Source organism: Bradyrhizobium ganzhouense, assembly GCF_049949285.1.
Classification (GTDB): Bacteria; Pseudomonadota; Alphaproteobacteria; order Rhizobiales; family Xanthobacteraceae; genus Bradyrhizobium; species Bradyrhizobium ganzhouense.
In genome coordinates this window covers 5,430,717-5,457,200 of the sequence record NZ_CP181318.1, presented here as the reverse complement: position 1 = coordinate 5,457,200, position 26,484 = coordinate 5,430,717, and the positions used below count along the sequence as shown (strand labels likewise).

27 protein-coding genes are annotated in these 26,484 nt (G+C 65.3%); 11 read left to right on the top strand and 16 right to left on the bottom strand.

Annotated features, from left to right (window positions below; translation table 11 throughout):
• Positions 1 to 23 precede the first annotated feature (23 nt).
• From rpmG to topA, 6 genes are all read right to left on the bottom strand, one after another.
• Positions 24 to 191 (bottom strand): 50S ribosomal protein L33, encoded by a 168-nt coding sequence (rpmG, locus tag ACLFLU_RS25075; RefSeq protein WP_057756569.1) that lies wholly within the window; start codon positions 189 to 191, stop codon positions 24 to 26.
• A gap of 124 nt (positions 192 to 315) precedes the next feature.
• On the bottom strand, positions 316 to 1,641 hold the full coding sequence (locus tag ACLFLU_RS25070) for an LLM class flavin-dependent oxidoreductase (protein ID WP_426407498.1): 1,326 nt from the start codon (positions 1,639 to 1,641) through the stop codon (positions 316 to 318).
• A 155-nt stretch (positions 1,642 to 1,796) separates the two neighbouring features.
• Complete coding sequence (locus ACLFLU_RS25065) at positions 1,797 to 2,546, bottom strand: NUDIX hydrolase (protein WP_426407497.1); 750 nt, start codon at positions 2,544 to 2,546, stop codon at positions 1,797 to 1,799.
• 31 nt (positions 2,547 to 2,577) lie between these two features.
• Positions 2,578 to 3,018, bottom strand: a complete 441-nt coding sequence (locus ACLFLU_RS25060) for a DUF983 domain-containing protein (protein WP_426407496.1) — start codon at positions 3,016 to 3,018, stop codon at positions 2,578 to 2,580.
• Complete coding sequence (gene rnr, locus ACLFLU_RS25055) at positions 3,012 to 5,363, bottom strand: ribonuclease R (protein ID WP_426407495.1); 2,352 nt, start codon at positions 5,361 to 5,363, stop codon at positions 3,012 to 3,014. Before rnr ends, ACLFLU_RS25060 begins: the two co-directional genes overlap by 7 nt.
• Before the next feature lie 8 nt (positions 5,364 to 5,371).
• Positions 5,372 to 8,143, bottom strand: coding sequence for a type I DNA topoisomerase (gene topA / locus ACLFLU_RS25050; RefSeq protein WP_426407494.1), 2,772 nt, complete (start codon positions 8,141 to 8,143; stop codon positions 5,372 to 5,374).
• Between the two features lie 226 nt (positions 8,144 to 8,369).
• On the opposite strand from topA, the gene ACLFLU_RS25045 reads away from it, so the two are divergent.
• Positions 8,370 to 8,609, top strand: coding sequence for a hypothetical protein (locus ACLFLU_RS25045; protein ID WP_426407493.1), 240 nt, complete (start codon positions 8,370 to 8,372; stop codon positions 8,607 to 8,609).
• Positions 8,610 to 8,852: 243 nt separating this feature from the next.
• On the opposite strand, the gene ACLFLU_RS25040 is transcribed toward ACLFLU_RS25045, so the two are convergent.
• Entirely contained in the window at positions 8,853 to 9,320 is a 468-nt protein-coding gene (locus ACLFLU_RS25040) for a winged helix-turn-helix transcriptional regulator (protein WP_426407492.1), read from the bottom strand.
• 121 nt (positions 9,321 to 9,441) lie between these two features.
• On the opposite strand from ACLFLU_RS25040, the gene ACLFLU_RS25035 reads away from it, so the two are divergent.
• Positions 9,442 to 10,215: an SDR family oxidoreductase gene (locus ACLFLU_RS25035; RefSeq protein WP_426407491.1), complete on the top strand. Its 774-nt coding sequence runs from the start codon at positions 9,442 to 9,444 to the stop codon at positions 10,213 to 10,215.
• Between the two features lie 176 nt (positions 10,216 to 10,391).
• On the top strand, positions 10,392 to 10,595 hold the full coding sequence (locus tag ACLFLU_RS25030) for a hypothetical protein (protein ID WP_426407490.1): 204 nt from the start codon (positions 10,392 to 10,394) through the stop codon (positions 10,593 to 10,595).
• A gap of 57 nt (positions 10,596 to 10,652) precedes the next feature.
• Here ACLFLU_RS25030 and ACLFLU_RS25025 read toward each other — a convergent pair whose 3' ends face one another.
• On the bottom strand, positions 10,653 to 11,261 hold the full coding sequence (locus tag ACLFLU_RS25025; protein ID WP_426407489.1) for an FMN-dependent NADH-azoreductase: 609 nt from the start codon (positions 11,259 to 11,261) through the stop codon (positions 10,653 to 10,655).
• Between the two features lie 83 nt (positions 11,262 to 11,344).
• On the opposite strand from ACLFLU_RS25025, the gene ACLFLU_RS25020 reads away from it, so the two are divergent.
• Positions 11,345 to 11,758: a winged helix-turn-helix transcriptional regulator gene (locus ACLFLU_RS25020; RefSeq protein WP_426407488.1), complete on the top strand. Its 414-nt coding sequence runs from the start codon at positions 11,345 to 11,347 to the stop codon at positions 11,756 to 11,758.
• On the opposite strand, the gene dprA is transcribed toward ACLFLU_RS25020, so the two are convergent.
• Entirely contained in the window at positions 11,755 to 12,897 is a 1,143-nt protein-coding gene (dprA, locus tag ACLFLU_RS25015; protein ID WP_426407487.1) for a DNA-processing protein DprA, read from the bottom strand. The genes ACLFLU_RS25020 and dprA overlap by 4 nt on opposite strands.
• Before the next feature lie 90 nt (positions 12,898 to 12,987).
• Between dprA and ACLFLU_RS25010 the strand changes: the two genes are divergently transcribed.
• Positions 12,988 to 14,232, top strand: a complete 1,245-nt coding sequence (locus ACLFLU_RS25010; RefSeq protein WP_426407486.1) for an amidase — start codon at positions 12,988 to 12,990, stop codon at positions 14,230 to 14,232.
• On the opposite strand, the gene ACLFLU_RS25005 is transcribed toward ACLFLU_RS25010, so the two are convergent.
• The 4 genes from ACLFLU_RS25005 to ACLFLU_RS24990 all read right to left on the bottom strand — a co-directional run bounded on the left by ACLFLU_RS25005 (position 14,224) and on the right by ACLFLU_RS24990 (position 18,497).
• A complete protein-coding gene (locus ACLFLU_RS25005) occupies positions 14,224 to 15,396 on the bottom strand; it encodes a patatin-like phospholipase family protein (protein WP_426407485.1) in 1,173 nt (390 codons plus the stop codon). The two genes, ACLFLU_RS25010 and ACLFLU_RS25005, sit on opposite strands and share 9 nt — an antisense overlap.
• 214 nt (positions 15,397 to 15,610) lie before the next feature.
• Complete coding sequence (plsY, locus tag ACLFLU_RS25000) at positions 15,611 to 16,207, bottom strand: glycerol-3-phosphate 1-O-acyltransferase PlsY (protein WP_426407484.1); 597 nt, start codon at positions 16,205 to 16,207, stop codon at positions 15,611 to 15,613.
• A gap of 35 nt (positions 16,208 to 16,242) precedes the next feature.
• Complete coding sequence (locus ACLFLU_RS24995) at positions 16,243 to 17,544, bottom strand: dihydroorotase (RefSeq protein ID WP_426414070.1); 1,302 nt, start codon at positions 17,542 to 17,544, stop codon at positions 16,243 to 16,245.
• A 5-nt stretch (positions 17,545 to 17,549) separates the two neighbouring features.
• Positions 17,550 to 18,497 carry an aspartate carbamoyltransferase catalytic subunit gene (locus ACLFLU_RS24990; protein ID WP_027530024.1) on the bottom strand — a complete coding sequence of 316 codons (948 nt, stop codon included), beginning with the start codon at positions 18,495 to 18,497 and terminating at the stop codon, positions 17,550 to 17,552.
• A gap of 261 nt (positions 18,498 to 18,758) precedes the next feature.
• Here ACLFLU_RS24990 and ACLFLU_RS24985 point away from each other — a divergent pair, with 261 nt between their 5' ends.
• From ACLFLU_RS24985 to ACLFLU_RS24970, 4 genes are all read left to right on the top strand, one after another.
• Complete coding sequence (locus tag ACLFLU_RS24985) at positions 18,759 to 19,508, top strand: M15 family metallopeptidase (RefSeq protein ID WP_426407483.1); 750 nt, start codon at positions 18,759 to 18,761, stop codon at positions 19,506 to 19,508.
• Positions 19,509 to 19,527: 19 nt separating this feature from the next.
• Positions 19,528 to 21,171 (top strand): acyl-CoA dehydrogenase family protein, encoded by a 1,644-nt coding sequence (locus tag ACLFLU_RS24980; protein ID WP_426407482.1) that lies wholly within the window; start codon positions 19,528 to 19,530, stop codon positions 21,169 to 21,171.
• A gap of 23 nt (positions 21,172 to 21,194) precedes the next feature.
• Complete coding sequence (locus ACLFLU_RS24975; protein WP_426407481.1) at positions 21,195 to 21,959, top strand: CPBP family intramembrane glutamic endopeptidase; 765 nt, start codon at positions 21,195 to 21,197, stop codon at positions 21,957 to 21,959.
• 126 nt (positions 21,960 to 22,085) lie between these two features.
• Positions 22,086 to 22,844 (top strand): CPBP family intramembrane glutamic endopeptidase, encoded by a 759-nt coding sequence (locus tag ACLFLU_RS24970; protein ID WP_426407480.1) that lies wholly within the window; start codon positions 22,086 to 22,088, stop codon positions 22,842 to 22,844.
• Here ACLFLU_RS24970 and ACLFLU_RS24965 read toward each other — a convergent pair.
• Both ACLFLU_RS24965 and ruvX read right to left on the bottom strand, forming a co-directional pair.
• Positions 22,841 to 23,773 carry an AEC family transporter gene (locus tag ACLFLU_RS24965; RefSeq protein ID WP_426407479.1) on the bottom strand — a complete coding sequence of 311 codons (933 nt, stop codon included), beginning with the start codon at positions 23,771 to 23,773 and terminating at the stop codon, positions 22,841 to 22,843. The genes ACLFLU_RS24970 and ACLFLU_RS24965 overlap by 4 nt on opposite strands.
• Before the next feature lie 3 nt (positions 23,774 to 23,776).
• Positions 23,777 to 24,268: a Holliday junction resolvase RuvX gene (gene ruvX / locus ACLFLU_RS24960; RefSeq protein ID WP_426407478.1), complete on the bottom strand. Its 492-nt coding sequence runs from the start codon at positions 24,266 to 24,268 to the stop codon at positions 23,777 to 23,779.
• Between the two features lie 45 nt (positions 24,269 to 24,313).
• Here ruvX and ACLFLU_RS24955 point away from each other — a divergent pair, with 45 nt between their 5' ends.
• Positions 24,314 to 24,529 (top strand): hypothetical protein, encoded by a 216-nt coding sequence (locus tag ACLFLU_RS24955; protein WP_426407477.1) that lies wholly within the window; start codon positions 24,314 to 24,316, stop codon positions 24,527 to 24,529.
• Here the strand turns inward: ACLFLU_RS24955 and ACLFLU_RS24950 are convergent.
• Positions 24,516 to 25,406 (bottom strand): LysR substrate-binding domain-containing protein, encoded by an 891-nt coding sequence (locus ACLFLU_RS24950; RefSeq protein ID WP_426407476.1) that lies wholly within the window; start codon positions 25,404 to 25,406, stop codon positions 24,516 to 24,518. The genes ACLFLU_RS24955 and ACLFLU_RS24950 overlap by 14 nt on opposite strands.
• A gap of 96 nt (positions 25,407 to 25,502) precedes the next feature.
• On the opposite strand from ACLFLU_RS24950, the gene ACLFLU_RS24945 reads away from it, so the two are divergent.
• Positions 25,503 to 26,480, top strand: a complete 978-nt coding sequence (locus ACLFLU_RS24945; RefSeq protein ID WP_426407475.1) for an NAD(P)H-dependent flavin oxidoreductase — start codon at positions 25,503 to 25,505, stop codon at positions 26,478 to 26,480.
• Positions 26,481 to 26,484: the final 4 nt, after the last annotated feature.

Below are 26,484 nucleotides of genomic sequence, written 5' to 3'. Positions count from 1 at the left end.
AACTCTTCAACGCTTCGCCGATCTTACTTGATCTTGGCTTCCTTGAATTCAACGTGCTTGCGCGCGACCGGGTCATACTTCTTCTTGACCAGCTTGTCGGTCATGGTGCGCGAATTCTTCTTGGCAACGTAATAGAAGCCGGTGTCGGCCGAGGACACGAGCTTGACCTTGATGGTGACCGCTTTGGCCATGTTCTGAACCTCAGGATATTGGGGAATCTGGAGCCGGCCAAACGGCCCGCGTTGGCCGGCAACCTAGCCAGAAACCGCCTGATGTCAAGGTTTTACACCCCGAAAACCACTCAAATCGGGCCCATTACGCCTCGAAGAACCGGTTTTTCGGCCGGGGAAGGCCGAGATTCTCCCTCAAAGTGGCCCCTTCATACTCTTTCCGGAAAATCCCGCGCCGCTGCAGCTCCGGGACGACCTTGTCGACGAAATCGTCGAGGCCTGCAGGGAGGAACGGGAACATGATGTTGAAGCCGTCGGAGCCGCGGCCGACCAGCCATTCCTCCATCTGGTCGGCGATGGTTTTCGCGGTGCCGACGAAGGCGAGCCCGCCATAGCCGCCGACGCGCTGGGCGAGCTGGCGCACGGTGAGCTTGTCGCGTTTGGCGAGGTCGACCATGCGCTGCCGGCCGCTCTTGCTGGCATTGGTCTCGGGGATGTCAGGCAATTGCCCATCCGGATCGAAGCCGGAGGCGTCGGTGCCGAGGATGACCGAGAGCGAGGCGATGGCACTGTCGTAGTGCACGCGGCTGTCGAGCAAAGCGCGCTTCTCCTTGGCCTCGTCGACGCTGTCGCCGACCACGACGAAGGCGCCGGGCAGGATTTTCAGATGCTCGGGATCGCGGCCGACCTTCTCCATGCGGCCCTTGATGTCGGCATAGAGCTTTTGCCCGTCGGCGAGGCTGCCGCCGCCGGTGAACACGGCTTCGGCCGTCTCCGCCGCAAGCTGCCTGCCGTCTTCGGACGCGCCGGCCTGCACGATGACCGGCCAGCCCTGCACGGGGCGGGCGATGTTGAGGGGGCCGCGGACCTTCAGATATTTGCCGTTGTGGTCGAGCACATGCATCTTCGATGGGTCGAAGAACAGGCCGCTGTCGACGTCGCGCACGAAGGCGTCGTCCGCGAAGGAGTCCCACAAGCCCGTGACGACGTCGTAGAACTCGCGGGCGCGCTTGTAGCGCTCGGCGTGCTCCATGTGGTCGTCGAGGCCGAAATTCAGCGCGGCGTCCGGGTTCGAGGTGGTGACGATGTTCCAGCCCGCGCGCCCGCCGCTGAGATGGTCGAGCGAGGCGAAGCGCCGCGCGACGTGGTAGGGCTCATCGAACGTGGTCGAGCCCGTCGCGATCAGGCCGATCCGCTCGGTGACCGCGGAGAGCGCTGACAACAGCGTGAACGGCTCGAACGAGGTCACGGTGTGGCTGCGCTTGAGCGCGTTGACCGGCATGTTCAGCACGGCGAGGTGATCGGCCATGAAGAAGGCGTCAAACTTGCCGGCCTCGAGCTTCTGGATCAGCGTCTTGATGTGGCCGAAATTGAAATTGGCGTCGGGCCAGGCCCCGGGATAGCGCCAGGCGCCGGTGTGGATGCTGATCGGGCGCATGAACGCGCCAAGCTTGAGTTGCCGTTGTGCCATCGCGCCCAAAATCCCGTTCTGGTGTCGTTGCGGGAAGACATAGGCACGCCTGGGAACTCCGCCATCGGCGGAGGCGGGAAGAATTTTTTGTTTTTCGCAGGTCTCCCAGCACGCCATTCCAGGGCGCCGCAACAGCGGCGAGCCCGGAATGACCCCTAGCTCAAAATGTCCTTCTGCATCTTGCCGCCGTAGAAATGGAAGAACGGCACCGGCGCGTCGTGGCGCAGCGGGCCGGTGGCAAGGCGGCTGTCGAGCTCGTTGAGCACATTCCGTGTCATCGGATGCAAATCGGCGAGCGGTTTTGAGCCGAGCTCGACCCAGACCAGCTCGACCAGCTCCGCATCCGCATGGATCACGCCCTCGACGCGGTGGGTGATCGCAGACGCATCCGCCGTGAAGAAGCGCGTGTCGAACCGTTTGACGCGGCCGGGCGGGGTGATCGCGCGTGCGATCAGGAACAGGCTGGACGGGTCGGGCAGCAGGCCCGCATCTGCGAACGGCTTCCAGGGACCTTCGAGCCTGGCTTTGCCTTCACTCTTGCGCCCCAAGCAGAGGCCGGTCTCCTCGCAGGCCTCGCGGATCGCGGCGATTGCCAGCGATTTTGCGCGCGAGGCCGGCGTCTTCGGGCTGCCCTTGGCGAGATTGGCCTCTAACTCAGTGGTGATGGAGGCCGCGACCGGCACGCGATAATCGTCCTTGTCGACGCGGCCGCCGGGGAAGACGAACTTGCCGGGCATGAACACCACCTTGTCGTGGCGCTTGCCAACCAGCACCTTTGGAACGGCGCCGCTGCGATCGACCAGGATCAGTGTCGCCGCATCCCGGGGACGGAAATAGGGATGGTGATCGGCTTCCTTGCCCTCGTGGATCTTTGCCTTCTCGGCTGCCTGCGACGTATCCGTCATATCCTCACCCAACTGCTTTTTTGCTTATTGCTTACACAGGCGGAATACCATCCGGCGGGTTGTCGTCAAACCCGTGCATGCGCAGAGCCCATTGCAAGCCGACCACAGCTCCCTTGACCGGCTGCAACAGCCCGAGCGAGGCGAAGAAGGTAAAGGGCAAATAGGCCGCGAAGGTGAGCCAGACCGGCGTCGTGTAATTGGTCTCGATCCACAGAATCGCCGGCACGGTGATGTGGCCGACGATGACGATCACGAGATAAGCGGGCAAATCGTCGGCGCGATGGGGCGTGAAGTGGAGGCCGCATGTCGCGCAATTGTCCGCGGTCTTCAGGAAGGCGCGGAACAGTTTTCCCTGGCCGCAGCGCGGGCAGCGGCCGCGAAGGCCGCGTCTCATCGCCGCCCAGACGTCCCGCTTCTCGACGAGGCCGGTCTCGCGCGTCCAGATTTTTGGGGCTGTGCTCATGGTCACCATGCCTTGCCCTTCTGTCCCCCGCCTTTCCCCTTGTTCTTTCCCTTGCCCTTCTTGCCGGTCTTTGGCTTGGGCGGCTTGCGTTTTCTGTCCGGGCTGCGTCCGGGATGCGCCTTGAGCGAAGGACGGCGCTGCGGACCAGCCTGCCTGCGGTCGCGCGGGCTCGTCTCGCTGGATGACGACAGCAGCTCAAAGCGAAGAGCGCCTGCGACGGGAGCCGCCTCGATCAGGCGGACGTCAACGACGTCGCCAAGCTGGTACATGGTGCGGCTGCGCGTGCCGACGAGGGCGTGGCGGCCTTCGTCATAGTTGAAATATTCCGTGCCAAGGGATCGGATCGGGATCAATCCGTCGGCGCCGGTATCAGTGAGCTTCACGAACAGGCCGGCGCGCGTGACGCCGGAGACGCGGCCCTGGAAACTGGCGCCGATGCGGTCGGCGAGATGATGGGCGATCAGGCGGTCGACGGTCTCGCGCTCCGCTTTCATCGCGCGTCGCTCGGTCAGCGAGATATGCGCGGCGACTTCGCCGAGGGTTTCCGGCGTCTCGCTGTCGGGCAGGGCGCCTTCGCCGAGGCCAAGCGCGCGGACCAGCGCGCGGTGCACGACGAGGTCGGCGTAGCGGCGGATCGGCGAGGTGAAATGCGCGTAGCGGCGCAGGTTGAGGCCGAAATGGCCGTAATTCTCCGAAGAGTATTCCGCCTGCGCCTGCGCGCGCAGCACGACTTCGCTGACCAGCGGGAAATGGTCGTGGCCTTCGAGCTGCGCCAGCACGCGGTTGAACAGAGCGGGGCGCAGGGCGCCGCCCTTGGCAAACGGTACGTCGAGCGTTTTCAAGAATTCCTGAAGCCCGTGGACCTTCTCCAGCGTCGGCTCGTCATGCACGCGGTAAATCAGCGGGAGCGACTTCTTCTCCAGCATTTCCGCCGCCGCGACGTTGGCGAGGATCATGAACTCTTCGATCAGCTTGTGCGCATCGAGCCTCTCGGGAATGACGACACGATCGACGGTGCCATCGCTCTTCAGGAGGATCTTGCGCTCGGGCAGATCGAGATTGAGTGGATCGCGCTCGTCGCGCGCGCGCTTGACGCAGGCATAAGCCGCATAGAGCGGCCTCAGGATCGGATCGAGCAGGGGGCCGGTGGTGTCATCCGGCCGTCCGTCGATCGCGGCCTGTGCCTGCGCGTAGCTCAGCTTGGCGGCCGAGCGCATCAGGATGCGGTGAAATGAGTGCGAACGCTTGCGCCCATCGGGCGCAATGATCATCCGCACCGCGAGCGCGCCGCGCGGCTCGCCCGGGACCAGCGAGCAGAGATTGTTGGAGATCCGCTCGGGCAACATCGGCACGACGCGGTCAGGGAAGTAGACCGAGTTGCCGCGGTCGAGCGCGGCGCGGTCGAGCGCGGTGCCTGGCCGGACATAGAAGCTCACGTCGGCGATGGCGACGTCGACGATGAAGCCGCCCTTGTTGTTCGGATCGGGGTCGGCTTGCGCATGCACCGCGTCGTCGTGATCCTTGGCGTCAGGCGGATCAATCGTGACGAGCGGAACGTCGCGCCAATCCTCGCGCCCCTTCAGGTTCGCCGGCTCTGCGGCTTCGGCCTCGCGCTCGGCGGCGGAGGAGAATTGCAGGGGGATGTCGTGGGCGTAGATCGCGATCAGGCTGATCGCCTTCTCCGACTTGACCGAGCCGAGCTTCTCCTTGACCCGGCCTGAGGCCAGCCCAAAGCTGCGGGTGCGGACGATGTCGACGCTGACGAGGTCGCCGTCCTGGGCGCCGCGCGTATCAGCGGCTGCGATGTTCAGCTCGCGGTCGGCGGACTTCTTGTCGACCGGGACCAGCCGTCCGCCGCCTTCGGGAAGCTCGCGGAACACGCCCAGGATGCGGCTCTTGGTCTTGTCGAAAACCTTGATGATATGGCCGCGATAGGCCGGGCCTTCGCTCTCGTTGGTCGGCTCGACCCGCAGCAGCGCGCGATCGCCGACGCCAGCCGCGGTGCCAGGCTTTGGTCGGCGCGGCATTACGATGAGGATCTTTGGCGGCTCGCCGCTCTCGACCTCGTCCCATTCGCTGGGGGAGGCGATCAGCTCGCCGTCAGAATCGCGGCCGGTGACGTCGGCGACCAGTGTCGTCGGCAGGCTGTCAGGCTCTGAGACCGTGTGGCGTTTTTTCTTGATGGTGCCGTCGTCGGCGAGCTCGCGCAGCAGGCGCTTGAGCTCGATGCGATCGGCGTTCTTCAGGCCGAACTCGCGCGCAATCTCGCGGGTCCCGACCTTTCCTGGATGTGCCTTGATGAAGGCGACGATGGCGCTCCGCTCGGGAAAGCCATGGTCATGCTTGCGTTTCACTTAACCTCTTAAGTCGTGCCGGCACTCTTCTTGGCCGGAGCTTTGGCGGCGGACGCCTTGGTCGGCGACGTCTTGACTGCTGAAGTCTTGGCGGTCGACGACACGGCTGCGCGCGCCTTGCTGGTGGATTCGGATTTGGTCTTGGCCGCGGCTTTCTTCGCGGCCGGTTTCTTCTTCGGCGCGGCGTCGTCGCCATCCGCAGCCTTCGCTGCAGTTTTCGCTGCGGTTTTCTTGCCCTTGGCCGGCTTCGCCGCCTTCTTGGGCTTCTTGCCGCCGCCCTTGGCCGCGCGCTCGTCGATCAGCGCGATCGCCTGCGGCAGCGTCACCGTGTCCTTTTCGAACTCGGCAGGGATCGTCGCGTTGACGCCGCCCGCGGTGACATAGGCACCATAACGGCCGCTCTTCACGGTGACGGTGCCGAGTGTCGGATGGTCGCCGATCGCCTTGCCGGGATCGGCGCCAAAGCGCCGGCTCGGGCCCTTCGCAACCTTCTCGGCGATCAGCGTGACCGCGCGGTTGAGGCCGATGTCGAACACCTCGTCGCCGGCCTCGAGACTGGCATAGGTCTTCTCATGCTTCACGAACGGCCCGAAGCGGCCGAGACCCGCGGTGATCGGCTCACCGGTCTCCGGATGCTTGCCGATCTCGCGCGGCAGCGACAGCAGTTTCAGCGCAAGCTCGAGCTCGACATCACCAGGCGAAGTGCCCTTCGGGATGCCTGCGCGCTTCGGCTTCTCGCCTTCCTCATAATCCTTCTGCTCGCCGAGCTGGATGTAGGGGCCAAAGCGGCCAGCCTTGACCCAGACATCGCGACCCGTATCAGGGTCCTGACCGAGCGAACGGTCGGCGGTGGTCTCGCTGTCGGCGGCGAGCTGACGGGTGTAGCGGCATTCCGGATAGTTCGAGCAGCCGACGAAGGCGCCGAACTTGCCGGCCTTGAGGTTGAGCCGGCCATTGCCGCAGCTCGGGCACTGCCTGATGTCGCCGCCATCGGTGCGGGGCGGATAGATGTGCTGACCCAGCATCTCGTCGAGCACGTCGAGCACCTGGGCGACGCGCAGGTCCTTGATCTCGTCGACGGCGCCGATGAAGCCGGTCCAAAAGTCCTTCAGAACCTGCTGCCAGGAGATCTCGTTGTTGGAGATGCGGTCGAGCTGCTCCTCCAGATTGGCCGTGAAGTCGTATTCGACGTAACGGTTGAAGAAGCTCTCCAGGAACGCGACCACGACGCGGCCCTTGTCCTCGCCGTGCAGGCGCTTTTTCTCGAGCTTGACGTAGCCGCGGTCCTTCAGCACCTGAAGGATCGAGGCATAGGTCGAGGGCCGGCCGATGCCGAGCTCTTCCATGCGCTTGACCAGCGACGCCTCGGAGAAGCGCGGCGGCGGCTCGGTGAAGTGCTGGGTGACGGAGAGCGACTGCCGCTTGAGCGCGTCGTTCGGGCTCATCGCGGGCAGGCGGCGGGAATCCTCGTCCTCCTCGTCGTCGCGGCCTTCCTGGTAGAGCGCCAGAAAACCATCGAACTTGACGACCTGGCCGGTGGCGCGCAGCTCCAGCGTGCGGGCGCCTGCCTTCGCCGTGATGTCGACGGTGGTGCGCTCGAGCTCGGCCGATTCCATCTGGCTTGCGATGGTGCGCTTCCAGATCAGCTCATAGAGCCGCGCCTGGTCGGCATCGAGCTTGCGGCTCATGCTGTCGGGGCGGCGCGACATGTCGGTCGGGCGGATCGCTTCGTGCGCTTCCTGGGCGTTCTTGGCCTTGGCCTGGTACTGGCGCGGGGCGTCCGGCACATAGGCGTTGCCGTAATCCTCGCCGATCACCTTGCGCGCCTGGGTGATCGCGGACGGATCGATCTGAACGCCGTCGGTACGCATATAAGTAATGAGTCCGGTGGTCTCGCCGCCGATGTCGATGCCTTCATAAAGGCGCTGCGCGATGCGCATGGTGTGCGCCGGCGCAAAGCCGTATTTGCGGCTGGCTTCCTGCTGGAGCGTCGAGGTGGTGAAGGGCGCCTGCGGATTGCGCCGGGCCGGCTTTGCATCGACCGCGGTCACGGCGTACGCGGCGGTTTCCAGCGCCTTCTTGAAGTCCTCGGCTTCCGCGCCGGTGCCGATGTCGAGGCGCTGGATCTTCTTGCCGTCGGCGCCGACGAGACGGGCCTCGAACGCATCGCCGCGCGGCGTCAGCAGGGTCGCGATCAGCGACCAGTATTCGCGGGCGACGAATTTTTCGATCTCGAGCTCGCGGTCGCAGACCAGCCGCAGCGCCACCGACTGCACGCGGCCAGCGGAGCGGGCGCCCGGCAGCTTGCGCCACAGCACGGGGGAGAGGGTGAAGCCGACCAGATAGTCGAGCGCACGGCGCGCCATATAGGCGTCGACCAGCGCCCCGTCGATCTGGCGCGGATGCTTCATCGCATCCGTGACCGCCTGCTTGGTGATGGCGTTGAACACCACACGCTCGATCTTCTGATCTTTCAGCGCGCGCTTTTCCTTCAGCACCTCCAGCACGTGCCAGGAGATGGCCTCGCCCTCGCGATCAGGGTCGGTCGCGAGAATCAGGCGATCGGCGTTCTTCAGGGACTTGGCGATATCGTTGAGCCGGCCGGCCGCCTTGGGGTCGACCTCCCAGATCATCTTGAAATTGGCGTCAGGGTCGACGGAACCGTTCTTTGCGGGAAGGTCGCGGACATGGCCGAACGAGGCCAGAACCTCGTAGGACGAGCCCAAATACTTGTTGATCGTCTTGGCTTTCGCCGGCGACTCCACAATGACGATATTCATGTAGTTCCAGTAACTTACGGGGAAATATTGGGCCGAAATCGAAAAGATTCGGGTCGGCCGTTTCGACCCGAACATGGGTGGTGAGGCGGGTCCTGTCAAATCGAAGGGTGTTGAAAGCCCGCCGAATGGGAAAAGTTTCATATCGAGAAAGTTGCGAAATACCACCTTGGAGTTGTGGCCGGTGTCGGCGTAATGTTTCCTTGGGGCATGGATTCGGGTGGGGCTGGTGGCAAAGCCAGGAAAGAAACGGGCGCGCGCCGCAACCGGCGCGCGGGGAGGCTCGCGCAACGAGGAGCCGGGGGAAGGCGGGGTCGATGAAGCCGTCGCCTTCATCGCCGAGCAGGTGGGCGCATTGCGCAAGCTCGCCGAACAGCACAAGCTCGACGTGCTGCATTATCTCTTAGGGATGACCAAGCTTGAGGCGGACGAGCATTTGCGGCTGCGGAGCAAGCGCAAGCTGTCGTGAGCTCTCGGTCGGTATCTGCCCCGTCATCCCCGCGCAATGGCGAAGCCTTTGTCGCTGGAGGCGCGAGTGGCGCGATGCGGAGCATCGTGCCGGGAGCCTCGAAGGATGAGCGGCCCCGCTGATGCAGCCGGGCCGTCGCCCTTCGAGGCTCGCCGAAGAGGCGAACACCTCAGTGACGGTGAGAGAGTTTAGCGCGCCGCTCGAACCACGTCATTGCGAGTGTGGTGGCGCAGTGCGCCGTCATTACGCCGATCGCCGCCGTGGCGCCGGCCGCGGCTTCAGGGTGATATCGGCCAGGCTGAGCAACCGTCCATCCTCGGCGTGCAGCTCGAGCTTCTTCACCGGCCGGGCTTTGGCGCGATCGACCATGATCGTCTCGATCTCTTCGGGGTGATCGTCGAACTCCTCGCTCCATTGCCGGAGCGCGACCAGGATCGGGAAGAGGCCACGTCCCTTCGGCGTCAGCACATATTCCTGGTAGGCGCTGCCGTCGGAGGCGGGGACCATCGCCAGAATGCCATGGTCGAGCATTGATCGCAGTCGCGCCGACAAGATGTTCTTGGCCATGCCGAGCTTGCTCTGAAACTCACCGAAGCGGCGCAGGCCGAGCATCGCCTCGCGGATGATCAGGAGCGTCCACCAGTCGCCAATCGCCTCCAGCGATCGGGCGACCGGGCAACCGTCACCCTCAAAACTCGTTCGTTTCACCATCGTCCTGATCCTGTCGCATTCGCCCGATCTCGGCGCCGATCACGCGCTTGTGTGGTTGCATCATAAAACCATTTGGCCTAGATGGCAATCAAGTTTCATTATGCAACCACTGGAGGCGAGCATGAGACTTCAAAACAAGACGGCACTGATCACCGGCGGCAACAGCGGCATTGGTCTGGCGACGGCAAAGCTGTTCGTGGCCGAAGGCGCGAAGGTGGTGATCACCGGGCGCAACAGGGGGACGCTGGAGGCCGCCGCGAAGGAGCTCGGGCCGAAGGCGCTCGCGCTCGTGGCCGATGCGACCGACATCGCCGCGACCGAAGCCGCGATCAAGAAGGGTGCTGAGAAATTCGGCAAGTTCGACATCGTGTTTGCCAATGCCGGCATCCCCGGCGGCACGCCGCTTGGTTCGGCGACGCGGGAGGTTTTCGAGAAGGTGATCAGCACCAACCTGACCGGCGTGTTCTTCACGGTTCAGTCGGCGCTGCCTTATCTCAACGACAACGCCTCGATCATCCTCAACGGCTCGGTGATCTCCGTGCTCGGCATTCCCGGTTACTCGGCTTACGGCGCGGCGAAGGCCGGCGTGCGGGCGATGGCGCGGATCATGGCCTCGGAACTGTCGCCGCGCGGCATCCGCGTCAACGTGGTCGCGCCCGGTGCGATCCGCACCCCGATCTGGGGCGCAGCGATTGCAACGCCCGAAGCCGAGAAGGCGTTCGAGAAGCGCATCGCGCTGACGACGCCGCTCGGGCGCATTGGTGAACCAGATCACATCTCGAAGACGGTGCTGTTCCTCGCTTCCGATGATGCCGCGCACATCCAGGGCCAGGAGATTTTTGTCGACGGCGGCGCAGTTGCCTCTCCGAGCGGCGCGCCGATCTATCGCGGTTGATCGATTCGAGTGCAAATTGAATCGGTCGGCGCGCGAGAGGCGGTTGCGCCGGCCGGTTCCCACATCCGACGAGACGTGTTTTCTGAAGCTTGCGTGATGCGTTGAACCTTCGCGCGTGCTGCCAAGACTTTTCTACGGGTAGGGGTCATAAGACCACCCATTCAAGGGAACCCGTTATGCCAAAGGCAGCAGCACGTATTTTTTCTCCGATTTCAGCACCGCGTATTTACACTGAACGATCCGCCGTTCCTGCGAAGCGCTCCGACACGTCAAAGCGCTCCGACATGTCAGAGTTCATTGGGGTGGCGATATTCTCCGGCATCGGCCTTTTGATATCGCTCGTCGCCGTTATTCTGGGCGTGCAGGGCGCCTGGTTTTAGCTCACGCGATCTGTCAGCCGCCACCGGAGTCCGGCAGCGGCTGTCGTCGGCATAGCCTTACGCGGCGCGCAAGCTGGTGGCCGCCTGGAGCGCGCCGGCCAGCGCCTTCTCGCGATGCTCAGGGCCAACCTGGATGCCGTCGGCGACGATGAATTCGGGACTCGTGATGCCCATGAAGGCGAACACGCCGCGCAAGTAAGTTTCGAGATGCTCGAGCGAGGCGGCCGGCGTGCCCGGGCCGTAATAGCCGCCGCGCGAGATCGCCACGATCACGCGCTTGTTGCCGGCAAGGCCCTGCGGTCCGTTCGCGTCATATTTAAACGTCTTTCCCGCCACCAGCACGCGATCGATCCAGGCCTTGAGCTGGCTCGGAAGCGTAAAATTGTACATGGGCGCACCGAGCACGACGATATCGGCATCGAGGAACTCGTTCAGCACCGCCGCGCTCGCGGCAAGGTCGGGCCCGAGTTCCGCAGGCGCGGGTGCGCCCTGGGCGGCCGCAAGGTGCGATCCGGAGAGGTGGGCGAGCGGGGTCTGGGTCAGGTCGCGATAGACAAGGTCGAGCGAAGGCGTCGCCTGCGTGAGACGGCCGACGATGGCGGCGGAAACCTGTCTGGAGACGGAGTGGGGGCCGAGCACGCTGGAGTCGATATGGAGGAGTTTCATTAGGGTCACCCATGGTATAGATTTGTAACCCGCACTACATGAGTGACTGTCAAATTCCCCGCAAGAACGCACTTTTTTGAGCCATGGGCACATCTTTGAGACCTGCACACACCGATTTGCCTGCACCACGGATGCCGGACCCCGACCATACCGACTGCCGCGGCGTGGCCTCGATCCTGTCGCGCGTCGGCGACAAATGGAGCGTGTTCGTCATCATGATGCTGAGCGATGGGCCAAAGCGCTTCAACGAGCTGAAGCGCATGATCAACGGTATCTCGCAGCGGATGCTGACCCTGACGCTGCGTGGCCTCGAGCGCGATGGCCTCGTCACGCGCACGATCTTCCCGACCATTCCGCCGCGCGTCGATTACGAGCTGACTGAGCTCGGCCGCGGGCTTCAGGAGCCGGTGATGGCGCTTGGCCAATGGGCGAAGGAGCACCAGGAGCAGATCGCGTCGGCACGGACGCAGTTCGACAAGCGCAACGGCAGCACCTAGAGAAGCGAAACGAGACCGCCGCCGTGACGCTCTAACCGGCCGGCAAGCTCCAGCTCAAGCAGCACCGTGCGCACGATCGCGGGCGAGGCGCCGGACATCCGCACGAGATCGTCGATCGAGATTGGAGCCGGGCCGAGCAGGCCCGTGATCTGCTCGCGGTCATGTCCTTGCGGATCGTTCTCGAACGGCTCGCTGTCGGGCTCGCTCGCAGGAATCATCAGCGGCCGCTCCATGATCGGTGCGACAGCGTTGATGATGTCGGCGGCTTCGGTGACCAGCGTGGCGCCCTGCTTGAGCAGGTCGTTGGTGCCGGCGGCGCGCGGATCGAGCGGCGAGCCGGGGACGGCGAACACTTCGCGGCCCTGTTCGGCCGCCATGCGCGCGGTGATCAGCGAGCCCGAGCGGTGGGCTGCTTCCACGACGACCACGCCGAGCGCGGCGCCCGAGATCAGCCGGTTGCGGCGGGGAAAGTCGCGGGCGCGTGGCTCGTGGCCGAGCGGCATTTCGGAGATCGCCGCGCCCTGGTGATCGAGGATCGAGGTGAGCAGATCGCCATGTTCGGGCGGATAGATGCAATCATGTCCGCCGGCGAGCACCGCGACCGTGCCGCTCTCGACACTGGCGCGATGCGCGGCCTGATCGACGCCGCGCGCGAGCCCCGAGATGACGATGAAGCCGGCCTCTCCAAGCTCGCGCGCGAGCTGGCCGGCAAACTTCAAGCCCGCGCCGGAGGCATTGCGCGAGCCGACGATCGCGATCATCGGCCGCATCAGCGTCACGTTGTCACCGCGCACCGCGAGCAGCGGCGGCGCATCGTCGAGTGTCGCCAGCCGGGACGGATAGCCGTCCTCGCCGGGCGCGAGCCAGGCGATGCCGAACTTGCGGCTCGCGGCAAGCTCGGCCTTCGCCTCGTCCGCGCTGCAGATGCGCCCCGATCGCGACGCGCCGCCGCGGCGCGCCAAATCCGGCAGCCGCTCCAGTGCGGCACGCGCCGTGCCGAAGTGATCGACCAGCGAACGGAAGGTGCGCGGCCCGACATTGTCGGAGCGGATCAGCCGCAAGCGGTCGACCCGCTCGGCTTCACTTAGCTCCACGCTTGGATTGATGGCGTCCACGGCGTCTCCTTGTGAGAGCAGCATGGAGCAACCTGAGGGCGTGGGCAACAGCGGCGTGCGCTTGCACGGCCTCGTCGCGATGCTAAAAGCGATGCCAATAAGAAGGATTTTGCCATGATCTCACTCGCCGATCTCCAGCGCCGCATCGCCAGCGGCGAGCTTTCGCCCGATGACGCCATCGCCCAGTCGCACGCGGCGATCGAGGCCAAGGAGAAGGACGTCCGCGCCTTCGTCCGTCACGACAAATCCGCGAAGGCGCAGGCCTCCGGCCCGCTGCGCGGCATCGCGGTCGGCATCAAGGACATCATCGACACCGCCAATATGCCGACCGAGATGGGCTCGGAGATTTATCGCGGCTGGCAGCCGCGCAGCGACGCGCCGGTCGTGATGATGCTGAAGCGGGCGGGCGCCACCATCATCGGCAAGACCACGACGACGGCGTTCGCCTCGCGCGATCCGACCCCGACGCTCAATCCGCACAATCTGGGCCATACGCCGGGCGGCTCGTCCTCCGGCTCGGCGGCGGCCGTCGGTGCCGGCATGATCCCGCTGGCGCTGGGCACGCAGACCGGCGGCTCGGTGATCCGGCCCGCGGCCTATTGCGGCGCTGCTGCGATCAAGCCGTCGTTCCGGATGCTGCCGACCATCGGCGTCAAATGCTATTCGTGGGCGCTCGACACGGTCGGCCTGTTCGGATCGCGCGCGGAGGATCTCGCGCGCGGATTGCTGGCGATCACCGGGCGCACTGAATTCGACGGCATTGTCGCGGCGAAGGCGCCGCGCATCGGCGTGGTCAGGCAGGAGTTTGCCGAGGCCGTCGAGCCGGCCGCGGAAGAGGGGTTGCTGGCGGCGATCAAGGCGGCGGAGCGCGCCGGCGCCAGCGTGCAGACCATTGATCTGCCCGAGGCGGTGCAGGAGGCCTGGCGCATCCATCCGATCATCCAGGATTTTGAGGCACATCGTGCGCTGGCCTGGGAGTTTGACCAGCATCACGACGAGATCGCGCCGATGCTTCGCGAAAGTCTCGACGCCACCGTCGGACTGACGCCGAAGGAATACGACGACGCCCGCCGGATCGCCCGCCGCGGCCGTCGCGAGCTTGGCGAATTGTTCGAGGGGGTCGACGTGCTGCTCACCTATTCGGCGCCGGGTACCGCGCCGGCCAAGGAGCTCGCCTCGACCGGCTCGCCCCGCTACAACCGGCTGTGGACGCTGATGGGCAACCCGTGCGTCAACGTGCCGGTGATGAAGGTCGGTGGCCTGCCGATCGGCGTGCAGGTGATCGCACGCTTCGGCAACGATCCCGTGGCGCTTGCCGCGGCGTGGTTCCTGGAGAATGCGCTGGCGAAATCAGGTTAGCGCAGGCTCGGCCACGGGCAGGGCGCGTTGGGCCTCGGCGCCCGCCGTGCTTTGCCCGAGCCAGCGCTCGGCGGCTTCGCGGCCGCTTCGGTGCAGCGTGCGGATGAAGCCGCGGCCGAGATCGGTCGACGAGCGTTGAGCGAGGCCGTCGATCGAATCTTCTGCGGCTATTTTAGAGAGCCGCAGCGCGGGGGCTGTGCGGGACTGCGCCCATGCGATCGCTGCGATCTCGGCCTTGAGGGCGGCGTTGGCCGCGATCTGGTCGAGGCGGCGATCGATCGCGGCGAGCGTGATCGGCACGTAGCTGTCGCGCGTGGGCGTGACCTGGACGAGCAGCAGGTCGGCGGTTGCCGATTGCTGCGCCAGTTTTATCAGCGGCGGATTGCCGCCAAGGCCGCCATCCCAATAGGCCTCACCGTCGATCTCGACGGCGCAGTGAACCAGGGGCGGGCAGGTCGAGGCCAGCGCGACGTCGGCGGTTACAGCGTCATTGCCAAAAATCTGCTGTTGCCCGTCGCGGATCCGCGTCGCCGCGATCAAAAGCTTTGGGCATTTGGCATCGCGTAAGAGCGCAAAATTGATGTCGCGCGACAGCGCCAGGCGCAGCGGATCGAGATCGAACGGATCGAACTGGCCGGAGCGCAGCGTCGGACCGAAGGCGACCGAGCTTCCCGCCGGCGAGAAGCCGCCGATCAGCATCAGCGAGCGGAACGAGGCCTCGTGCATCAGCCGGACCCAGAACCGGTTCAGCCGGCTGCGCGCGCCTTCGCGTCCGCCTTCGGCAAGGCCGCAGGCCAGGAGTAGCGCGTTGATGGCGCCGGCGCTGGCGCCGCTGATCGTGTCGAATTCAATGGAAGGCTCCTCCAGCAGCCGCTCCAGCACGCCCCAGGTGAAGGCGGCAAAAGTCCCGCCGCCCTGGAGCGCCAGCGACAGTCTTTTGGGCGGCCATTGGTTGGCGCGCTCCTGCACGGGCGCAACAATGGTTGCGACCTCGATCGTTACAGGAGCTTGCGATACTGGAGCAGGTGGGGGAGCGGGGACAGGCTTCGGCGCGGGCGGCGGCGAGGGCACGTCGGACCAGATGTTGGTCGATAAGAGCAGCCGGCTTGCCGCAGTGCCCTGCGAGCCACCGTCGTCATGCGTGCCGTCAATCTTCTCGCTCATTCTGAGCAACCGCGTAACGCCATTTCCGTTATCAGGATGACAGGCATGGAACCCGTTCGCCACCACCGGCCGCGAAGGGCTGCCGAGTTGCGAACAGGAATTGGCATAAAATACGGAGACGCCGCGGCGGTATCGGTACTTTTTCCGGCTTTGGATTTTGCTTTGACGCGTTTTCTTGACGCGAACCGGTATCCACTTCGCTCGAAAACGCTACTCAAGCCTTCTCGCCGATCCGGCCTTCCTTGCCGGATTGCAGCCGCTTGATGTTCTCGCGATGCGCGTAGAACAGCAGCAGCGTCAGCACCACGGCCAGCGCGGACAATGCGAGGTGGCCGAACCACCACAGGAACAGCGGCGTGATGAAGGACGCCACCAGCGCCGAGAGCGAGGAGTAGCGGGTGGTGAAGGCAGTAGCTAACCAGAGCACGCAGAACACCAGCGCGGCCGGCCAGAACAGTCCGAGCAGGATGCCGATATAGACCGCGACGCCCTTGCCGCCCCTAAACTTGAGCCAGACCGGGAAGAGATGGCCGAGGAAGGCGCCGAGGCCAGCCACCATCGCAGCGTTGGGACCGGCGACATAGCCGGCGATCACCACGGCCGCGGTGCCCTTGAGCGCGTCGAGCAGCAGGGTGCCCGCGGCGAGGCCCTTGCGGCCGGTGCGCAGCACGTTGGTGGCGCCGATGCTGCCGGAACCGATCGAGCGGATATCCTGCGTGCCGGCAAGCCTGGTCAGCACCAGCCCGAATGGAATCGAGCCGAGCAAATAGCCGATGACGAAGGCCACCGGCAGGAATGCATCAAGCCCCATGGCGGTGTCTCCATGGCTGACATAACCAGCGTCCATTAGACATGCTCGTACACCGTTCGCCCGCCGACGATGGTCCTGATAGCGCGGCCTGTAAAGCGGGCTTCGTCGAACGGGGTGTTCTTGCAGGGCGATTTGAGGTCGGCGGGATCGACCACCCAGGGCACGTCGGGGTCGATCACGATGACGTCGGCCGGCGCGCCGGTGCGCAGGGTTCCGCCGGGCAGGCCCAAAATCTCCGCCGGCCGGGTCGACATCGCCCGGATCAGCGTCTTGAGGTCGAGCTCCTCATTGTGAACCAGCCGCAGGCCCGCCGGCAGCATGGTCTCGAGGCCGATGGCGCCGGGAGCCGCTTCCGCGAAGGGTAGGCGCTTCATCTCGACGTCGTGCGGATTGTGATCGGACATGATGACGTCGACGAGGCCGGAGGCCACCGCCTCCACCAGCGCGCGGCGATCATCCTCGGTGCGCAACGGCGGCGACAGTTTCAGGAACGAGCGGTAGGGCCCGATGTCGTTCTCGTTCAGCGCAAGATGGTTGATCGAGACCGAGGCGCTGACGGCAAGGCCGGCATCGCGGGCGCGCTTCAGGATCTCGAGCGACTCGATGCAGGACAGCGAAGCGGCGTGATAGCGGCCGCCGGTCAGTGCGACCAGGCGCATGTCGCGTTCGAGGATCACCGCCTCGGCAGCCTTCGGGATGCCCATCAGGCCCAGGCGCGAGGCGAACTCGCCCTCGTTCATCACGCCTTCGCCGACGAGATCGGGGTCCTCGGTGTGATGCACGATCAGCGCGTCGAAATCGCGGGCGTAGGTCAGCGCGCGGCGCATCACCTGCGCATTGGTCACGCTACGGTCGCCGTCGCTGAAGGCCACCGCGCCGGCGGCCTTCAGCAGGCCGAACTCGGTCATCTCCTCGCCGCGCATGCCCTTGGTGAGAGCAGCCATCGGCTGGATGTTGACGATCGCGGTGTCGCGCGCGCGCCGCATCACGAAATCGACGGTCGCCGAATTGTCGATCACCGGAGACGTATCGGGCTGGCAGATGATGGTGGTGATGCCGCCGGTCGCGGCCGCCTGGCTCGCGGAGGCAAAGGTCTCGCGATGGCTGTAGCCGGGCTCGCCGACGAAGGCGCGCATGTCGATCAGGCCGGGGGCCACGATCTTGCCGGAGCAGTTGACGACGTCGGTGCCCTCGGGGACGCCGGCCGCACCGATGCCGCGACGGGCCTCGCGGATGATGCCGTCGGCAATCAGGACGTCGCCGGGGCCGTCGAAATCCCTGCTGGGATCGACGACGCGGGCGTTGGCGAGCAGGATCGGGCGGCGGTCAATCAGCATGAGCATCACGCGTTCGGCAGGTTACGGGCGAGCGCTTCCAGCACGGCCATGCGCACGGCCACGCCCATCTCCACCTGTTCGCGGATCAGGGACTGCGCACCGTCGGCGACCGCAGTGTCGATCTCGACGCCGCGGTTCATCGGGCCCGGATGCATCACGAGTGCGTCGGGCTTGGCGTAAGCAAGCTTCTTCTGGTCCAGCCCGAAATAGTGGAAATATTCGGAGGTCGACGGCACGAAGGAGCCGTTCATGCGCTCGCGCTGCAGCCGCAGCATCATCACGATATCCGCGCCGTTGAGCCCTTCGCGCATGTCGCGCGCGACCTCGACACCCATCCGCTCGATGCCGGGCGGCAGCAGCGTGGAGGGGCCGACGACGCGGACCCGGGCGCCCATGGTGTTGAGCAGGATGATGTTGGAGCGGGCGACGCGCGAATGCAGCACGTCGCCGCAGATCGCGACCACGAGGCCCTCGATCCGGCCCTTGTTGCGGCGGATGGTGAGCGCGTCGAGCAGCGCCTGTGTCGGATGCTCATGCGCGCCGTCGCCGGCATTGATCACGGAACCGTCAACCTTGCGGGCCAGCAGTTCCACCGCGCCGGAGGCGTGATGGCGCACCACCAGGATATCCGGATGCATGGCGTTGAGCGTCATCGCGGTGTCGACCAGCGTCTCGCCCTTCTTGATGGACGAGGAGGACACGGACATGTTCATGACGTCGGCGCCGAGACGCTTTCCCGCGAGTTCGAACGAGGACTGGGTCCGCGTCGAGGCCTCGAAGAAGAGGTTTACCTGCGTCCGTCCACGCAGGACGGTGCGCTTCTTGTCAACCTGGCGGTTGAGCTCGACATATTCTTCGGACAGGTCGAGGAGGCCGCTGATGTCGGCCGCGGAAAGGCCCTCGATGCCCAGCAAATGCCGGTGGCCGAGGACGAAGGTCGATTTCGATGTCATTAAAGCGAGAGCTATAGGCGCGGATGGCGGGGGGAGCAAGGGCCAATGCCGGGGCGGGGAGTTATCCCCTGATCTGTCTTAATGTCGCCGTGGCGTGACCCGTCTCCGAGTTCTCCGTCATGCCCGGGCATAGCCGTCCGAAGGACGGCGTCGCTTCCGCTCGCCTATGTCCCGGGCATCCACGTACTTCATTCGCATTTGACGTAAAAAGGCCGTGGATGGCCGGGACAAAGCCCGGCCAAGACGGTGTGGGGGCTTCAGTTGAAAACAATTTTGACCGCGCTCTTGGTCGTGACGCTTGTCGGCGAAGCTCACGCCCAATCACTCCCGGGCGGCTTCGTCTATTTGCGCGACGTCGATCCCACCATCATCCAGGACATCCGCTACGCCAGCTCCAACAATTTCATTGGCCGTCCGCTCGCCGGCTACGGCGCCGGCGAGTGCGTGGTGAAGCGGGAGGTGGGGTTGCGGCTGAAAGCGGTCCAGCAGGATCTGGCCGCACAGAATCTGTCGCTCAAGATGTTCGACTGCTACCGGCCGGCGCGCGCCTCGCTCGATATGGTGAAATGGTCGCAGAACGGCCACGAGACATCAGCCGATCGGCGCTACAATCCGCGGATCCCCAAGACCGAGCTGTTTCGCCTCGGCTATATCGCGAGCCGTTCGCAGCACTCGACAGGTGCCGCGCTCGACCTCACGCTGGTCGATCTCAAGGCCGACAATTCCGCCAGGATCGATCCGTCGAGATCCTACGCCGACTGCACGGCGCCGGTCGCGGCGCGGCTGCCGGAGGGCAGCGTCGACATGGGCACCGGCTATGATTGCACGGATGCGATGGGGCATACCGCAGCACCGTCGATCACACGGGATCAGCGCGCCTGGCGTAAGCGGCTGGTGACTGCGATGGCGAAGCAAGGCTTTGTGAACTATTCGAAGGAGTGGTGGCATTTTTCGCTGCCGGGGGCGGGCGGGGCGGCCTATGATTTCCCGATCCAGCCGCGGCGGAACTGAGTCCGCGCCGAGGAAGCAGATGACCCAGCCGAGCTTTGCGACCCACGAGGTCTTCAACCAGTCGCCGCCGTTCGAGGACGTCGACCTGTTTGCCGTGGACCGTCCGCTGGTCGAGGCCGTGAAGGTCAATGGCGGCGCGGCGGCGGAGCGGGAGCTGTCGGAGTTCGGCCGGCACTGGGGCTCGGCCGCGATGGCCGATCGCGGCCGCGCCGCAAACGAGAACACGCCAAAACTCCGCACATTCGATGCCAAGGGCAATCGTCGCGACCAGGTCGAGTTTCATCCGGCCTATCACGAGCTGATGGCGCACAGCGCGCATGCCGGCGTACACAATTCGACCTGGACCGCGGTGGGGAAACCCGCGGGTGATGCGGCCGAAGTCATTCGTGCCGCAAAATTCTACATGGCCTCGCAGGTCGAGACCGGCCATCTCTGTCCGATCACGATGACACGCGCCTCCGTCGCCGCGCTGGCGATGCAGCCGGATCTGCTGGGCAGGGTGATGCCTGTGTTGTCGACCAGGAGCTATGATCCAAGCTTCGCGCCGTGGTGGGACAAGCGCGGCATGACGCTCGGCATGGGCATGACCGAGAAGCAAGGCGGCACCGACGTGCGCGCCAACATGACGCGCGCGGTGCGCGACGGCGACGCCTATCGCATCACCGGCCATAAATGGTTCATGTCGGCGCCGATGTGCGACGCGTTCCTCGTCCTGGCGCAGGCCGAGCAGGGGCTGACCTGTTTCTTCATGCCGCGCTTCGCGCCTGACGGATCCGTCAACGCGATCCAGTTCCAGCGGTTGAAGGACAAGCTCGGCAATCGCTCCAATGCGTCCTCGGAGGTCGAGTTCGTCGGCGCCTATGCCGAACGCGTCGGCGAGGAGGGCATGGGCATCCGCACCATCATCCAGATGGTGCAGCTGACGCGGCAGGATTGCGCAATCGCCTCGGTCGGCCTGATGCGCTCGGGGCTCGCGCATGCGCTGCATCACGCCCGGCACCGCAGCGTGTTCCAGAAGCATCTGGCCGATCAGCCGCTGATGCAGGCCGTGCTGTCGGACATGGCGCTGCACGTGGAGGCGAGCACGGCGTTGGTGATGCGGCTCTGCCGCGCCTTCGATCGCATGCCGCATGATGCTGCCGAGGCCGCTTACATGCGGCTTCTGACGCCCGCGATCAAATACTGGACCTGCAAGAGCGCGCCGCCATTCCTCTATGAAGCGATGGAGTGCCTTGGCGGCAATGGTTATGTCGAGGACGGCATTTTGGCGCGTCACTATCGGGAGTCGCCGGTCAACGCGATCTGGGAAGGCTCGGGCAATGTGATGTGCCTCGACGTGCTGCGCGCGCTCGCGCGCGAGCCGGAGGCGGCAATCGCGGTGCTGCAAGGGCTTGCGGCTGAGACCAAAGGGCTGTCCGGGGCGGGCGAGGCCGCCGCTTTTATCGGCACGACTTTCCGTCGCGCGGACGGCGAGCGTGTCGCGCGGCTTGCGGTCGAGAAGTTGGCACTGCTTGCCGCGGCAGCGGCACTCAATGGCGTCGCGCCTCACAATGCTGAACTTTTCGCGGCCACGCGTCTCGCCGCCAATCATGGCAGCATGTATGGCGCGGTGGAGCTCGAGAGCAGCGACGTGCGTGCGTTGCTGGAGCGCGCGCTGTCTTGAGCCTGCCAAACGAAAGCCTTTCGATGGATTCCCTTAATCCCGACCATCCGCCGCCGACCGAGACACCTGCGCCGCCGCGTGTCTGGAAGTTCTGGGGCACCGCGCTATGGGGGATCCTGCTCTTCGTCGCGATGTTCGTCGGACAGATCGGCGCGATCGTCCTGCTGGTGATGCACCGCGGTCTGCCGCTCAACCTCGCATCGATGCAACTCATCGGTGCCGAGCCTCAGGCGCTGGCGCTGTCGGTCATCATGGGTCTGCCCGCGACGCTAGCGGTCGCGTGGCTCGCCATTCGCATCAAGAAAGCATCCTTCGTCGATTATCTGGCACTGCACTGGCCGACCTGGAGGCAATTCCTGCTCGGCGCCGCCGGGCTCCTCCTGACCGTGATGGCTTGGGAGGTGGCGTCGCGATCCCTCGGCCGCGAAGCGACGCCGGGCTTCATGACCGACCTGTTGAAATCAGGCCGCGACAAGGGCGCGGCGCTTTTGCTGCTGTTCGCCTTCAGCGTGGCGGCGCCGATGTCGGAGGAGGTGCTCGCGCGCGGCTTCCTGTTCCGCGGCTGGTCGGCGAGCTTTCTGCGCGTGCCCGGCGCGATCATCCTGTCGTCGCTGGTGTGGACGGCGGTACACATCCAGTACGATCTCTACTTCCTCGCCGAGGTATTCTCCATCGGCCTCTGGTTCGGCTACATGCGCTATCGCGCCAACTCGCTTTGGCTCACCATCGTGCTGCATGCGCTGAACAACATGACAGCGGTGGTGCTGACGATGTGGCTGGGGAGCTGAGGCGGGAGCCTGCGGTTTCGATCGCTCTGATCCCGAGCAGTGGCAATTGCCCGTCTGACGGTTGCCTAGTATGTTGAGGTAGTACCTACACCAACCTTCGCTCCGACGTTGTCGGGGAAAGCCCAGATGTCCGAACTCGAAAAGGCAGGCCGATCGGCGACGGGCGCGACGCCGCAGCCTCGCACCTGGGATTTCGCCGAGACGTTGCTCGTCGCCTTGCTCGCTGACCTCGCATTCATGCTCACGAGCGGGATCGCGCTGAGGTATGTGATCGTCAACTATGTTGGGGGCGGGACGCTATCGGCGACGGAGCTTCAGGCCGTATGGCTACAGGGCCGATGGCAGGGCACCGGCACCATCCTGGGAGCGCCGGCAGCTATCTTCGTGCTGTGGATCGCGATCCGCATGGCCCGCAGAGGGTTCTCGGAATACCTTGCCTTGAATTGGCCGAGCGGAGGCGAGGTCGTACGTGCCTTGTCCCTGATGACCATCGTCCTGTCGGTCGAGATGGTCCTGGCGTCCAACATTGGTTCGGGCGGATACAAGCCCGGCCCGGATCTCATCGTTGGCGGGACGGCGGGGCTGCTCGCGTTGTTGATCGGAAGCTGCATCGTCGCGCCGATGGTCGAGGAGTTCGTCGTTCGGGGCTTTATGTTTCGCGGCTGGTCGCAGTCGTTCCTGGGGCCGAACGGCGCGATCGTGCTGGCGTCCGCGTTGTGGGCGCTCGGCCACGTGCAATACGACTGGTTCGGGCGCTTCAATGTCTTCCTGATGGGGCTCGCCTTCGGCCATCTTCGCGCCAGTGGCAATTCAACGTGGCTTGCGGTCATTGCCCATTCCGCGGTGAACACGTTTATCTACTTCTCGGTTGGGCCTTACGTTTAGGGCCTGGTGGCCACCAGCGCGATCGCGATCGGCATCGTGATCGCCGCCAAAATCGTCTGCAGCGTGATGATCTGCGCCAGCAGCGGCGCATCGCCGCCCATCTGGCGGGCTAGCACATAAGCGCTCGGCGAGGTCGGCACCGCCGCGCAGATCGCGACGATCGCGAGGTTGGTGCCCGACAGCCCGAACCAGACGGCGAGCGCCAGGGCGAGCATCGGCATCAGCACCAGCTTGAACGCCACGCCGAGCGTTGCGCCCAGGCTCAGGCGGAGCAGGCCCTTGAGCTGGAGGCCGGCGCCGGTGACGAGCAGGCCGATGGCGAGCGAGGAGCGGCCGAGCGCGTCCGCAACCTCGTGCCAGATCTTTGGCAGCGGCAAATGGACGACATTGATGACGAGGCCGATAACGCAGGCCCAGATCAGGGGATTGCGGATCACCGTCATGGCGATCGTACGCGCGGATTGCTTTTTCGGCGAAGCGTAGTGCGCGAGCACGGCGACGCTGAACACGTTGACCAGCGGAATGATCGCGACCATGGCGACCGAGGCCAGCGCCAGCCCGACCTCGCCAAACATGTTGGCGGAGACGGACAGCGCGACATAAGTCTGCCAGCGCGTCGCGCCCTGGAAGATCGAGGTGAAAGCGGGGCCGTCGATGTCCAGCCGCGACAGGGCAGGGCGGAGCGTGAGGCAGAGCAGCGACATCGCGAGCGCCGACAGCAGCAGCGCGCCGCCGACGCCGGCGACCGGCACTTTTGTGAGATCGGCCTTCACCAGCGTCTGGATCAAGAGCATCGGAAACAGCACGAAATAGGTCAGCCGCTCCAGCCCGTGCCATTGCGTGTCCAGCCGCATCAGGCTGTGCCTGAGCACGACGCCGAGCACGATGAGGATGAAGACCGGCAGCAGCGCCGCGATCACGACCGCCATGGATCAGCTATTCCCCGATGCCGTGCGCAAATTGGCGAGCCGGTCGAGCGCGCCCTGCAGGATGAAGATGGCGGCGTGCTCGTCGATCACCTCGGCGCGCTTGGCGCGGCTGACGTCCATGCCGATCAGCTCGCGCTCGACCGCCGCGGTCGAGAGGCGCTCGTCCCACAGGCCGATCGGAAGCATGGTGAGATTGGCCAGATTGCGCGCAAAGGCGCGGGTCGACTGCGCGCGCGGGCCCTCGCTGCCATCCATGTTGATGGGCAGGCCGAGCACGAAGCCGACGACCTTGCGTTCGGTTGCGATGGAGAGCAGCCGCGCCGCGTCCTGCTTGAACGCCTTGCGCTGGATGGTCTCCACGCCTGTGGCGAGCCGGCGGTCCGGATTGGACACGGCAACGCCGATGGTCTTGGTGCCGAGATCAAGGCCAATCAACCCGCCGCGTTCGGGCCAGTGGGTTGCAGCATCGACGAGGGGCAGGATAAGAGCCGGCATGGTGTAGCGCATATCACGCGTCGCGCCGCGGAGTGAACCCGGAACATGGATGCACTGACACTATTCGGCCTGTTCGCCGTGACGGCGATGCTGGTCACTTACGCCCTCGAAGACCGCAGCCATTGGTTCGTGCTGCTGTTTGCCGCCTCCTGTGCGCTCGGCTCGGCCTACGGCTTCCTGCAGGGGGCTTGGCCATTCGGTCTCGTCGAGGCGATCTGGGCCTTCGTTGCTCTGCGGCGGTGGTGGATCAGGCCGCGATGATTGCGTCGTCCTTGGTCAGGCATGACAGGAAGCCACTCAGCGCGCTGGTTTGATGGCCGGCCCGGCGCTGGATGAACAGCGTCTCGACGCGCCCATGCGACGGGCTCAGCGCGTGCATCGTCACGCTGCCGTTCATCGCGCTGCGCTCGGCCACCGCGCGCGGCAACAGCGTCACGCCCATGTCGGCGGCGACGCAGCCGATCATGCCGTCGAGCGTGCCGAGCTCGAAGCGCGCTGCCGAAGGCCAGCCGAATTCGACGAAGATTTGCTCGAGCCGCTGCCGATAGGTGCAACCGGTGCGGAACACCAGCGCCGTCGGGCCTGACTCGGGCGTGCCGGCGCGCAGTTCGGCGAGCGAGGCCCAGCGCCGCGCGCTGACCAGCACCAGCTCTTCGCGGAACGCGCTTGTCGCGATGAGATCGGGATGCGTGATCGGACCTGCGACGAAGGCGCCATCGAGCGTGCCTTCGAGGACGCCGGCGACGAGATCAGCGGTCGGCGACGTGCGCAGGCTCAGCCGCACGGCGGGGAAGCGGCGGTGGAAATTGGCCAGCAGCGGCGGCAGCCGCACCGCGGCCGTCGTCTCCATCGAGCCGATCGCGAGCGGTCCCTTTGGCTCGCCGTCATCGCGCGCGGCGAGCACGGCCTCGCGCGACAGCGCGGCCATTCGTTGTGCGTAGGGGAGGAGGCGCTTGCCGGCGCCGGTCAGCGCCATACCACGGCTGTGGCGCTCGAACAGCGGCGTGCCGATCTCGGCCTCCAGGGCCTTGATGCGCTGGGTGACGTTCGATTGCACCGTGTTCAGCTCTTCGGCGGCGCGGGTGATGCCGCCGGTGCGGGCGACCGCGGCGAAGGTCTGGATATCACTTAGTTCCATGGCGTCGTTTCGCTTTTGTGATGGCAGCGTTCGCAACAATTCATTTTTCGAGAATGCTAGTTGCGCCTAATGTTTCTGTCCAGAGTGGGAGACCCTATGCCGATCACCACGCCGCTGACGGAGCTTCTCGGGATCAGGCATCCGATCCTGTCGGCGCCCATGGATACGATCGCGGGCAGCCGGTTGACCCGCGCCGTCAGCGAGGCCGGCGGTTTCGGGATCCTCGGCGGTGGCTACGGCGACCGCACACGGCTTCAGGCTGAGGCCGCGGAGCTGAAGGGCTTTGCGCCGTTCGGGATCGGTTTCATCACCTGGAGCTTGGCAAAGCAGCCCGAGCTTCTCGACGTCGCGCTCGAAGCGCGCCCGCAGGCGGTCATGCTGTCGTTCGGCGATCCCGCGCCATTCGCGCCGCGGATCAAGGCGAGCGGTGCGCGATTGATCTGCCAGGTCCAGAGCGAGGACATGGCGAAGCAGGCGCTCGATGCCGGCGCTGAGATATTGATTGCGCAGGGGACAGAGGCTGGCGGCCATGGCGCATCGCGCACCACCGTCGATATCGTGCCCGCGATCGTCGATCTCGCGGCGGGACGCGTGCCTGTCGTCGCCGCCGGTGGGATCGCCGATGGCCGGGGCCTCGCAGCGATGATGATGCTCGGTGCATCCGGCGTGCTGGTCGGCACGCGCTTCTATGCAAGCGTCGAGGCCAATGGCGCCGCGGAAGCGAAAGAGCGCATTCGCACGGCCGACGGCAATGGCACCGTGCGCGGCGTTGTTCCCGACTGGTCGCGAAAACTGTTCTGGCCGGCTCCGTTCACGGCACGCACGCTAGTCAATAGTCATATCAAGAGCTGGACGGGCCGCGAGGTCGAGCTGATGCAGCGCGCAGACGAAATTGCCAGGGAGTATGCCGCGGCAAAAATGGCGGGCGATTTCGAAATCGCGGCCGTCTTTGCGGGAGAAGCGGTCGGCCTGATCCATGATATTCCACCGGCGGCCGAGATCGTCGAGCGGATTGCGTCTGAGGCCGAGCAGCTGCTCGCTGGCCGGCGCAACTCCATCGCATCGCTCGCCTGAACCA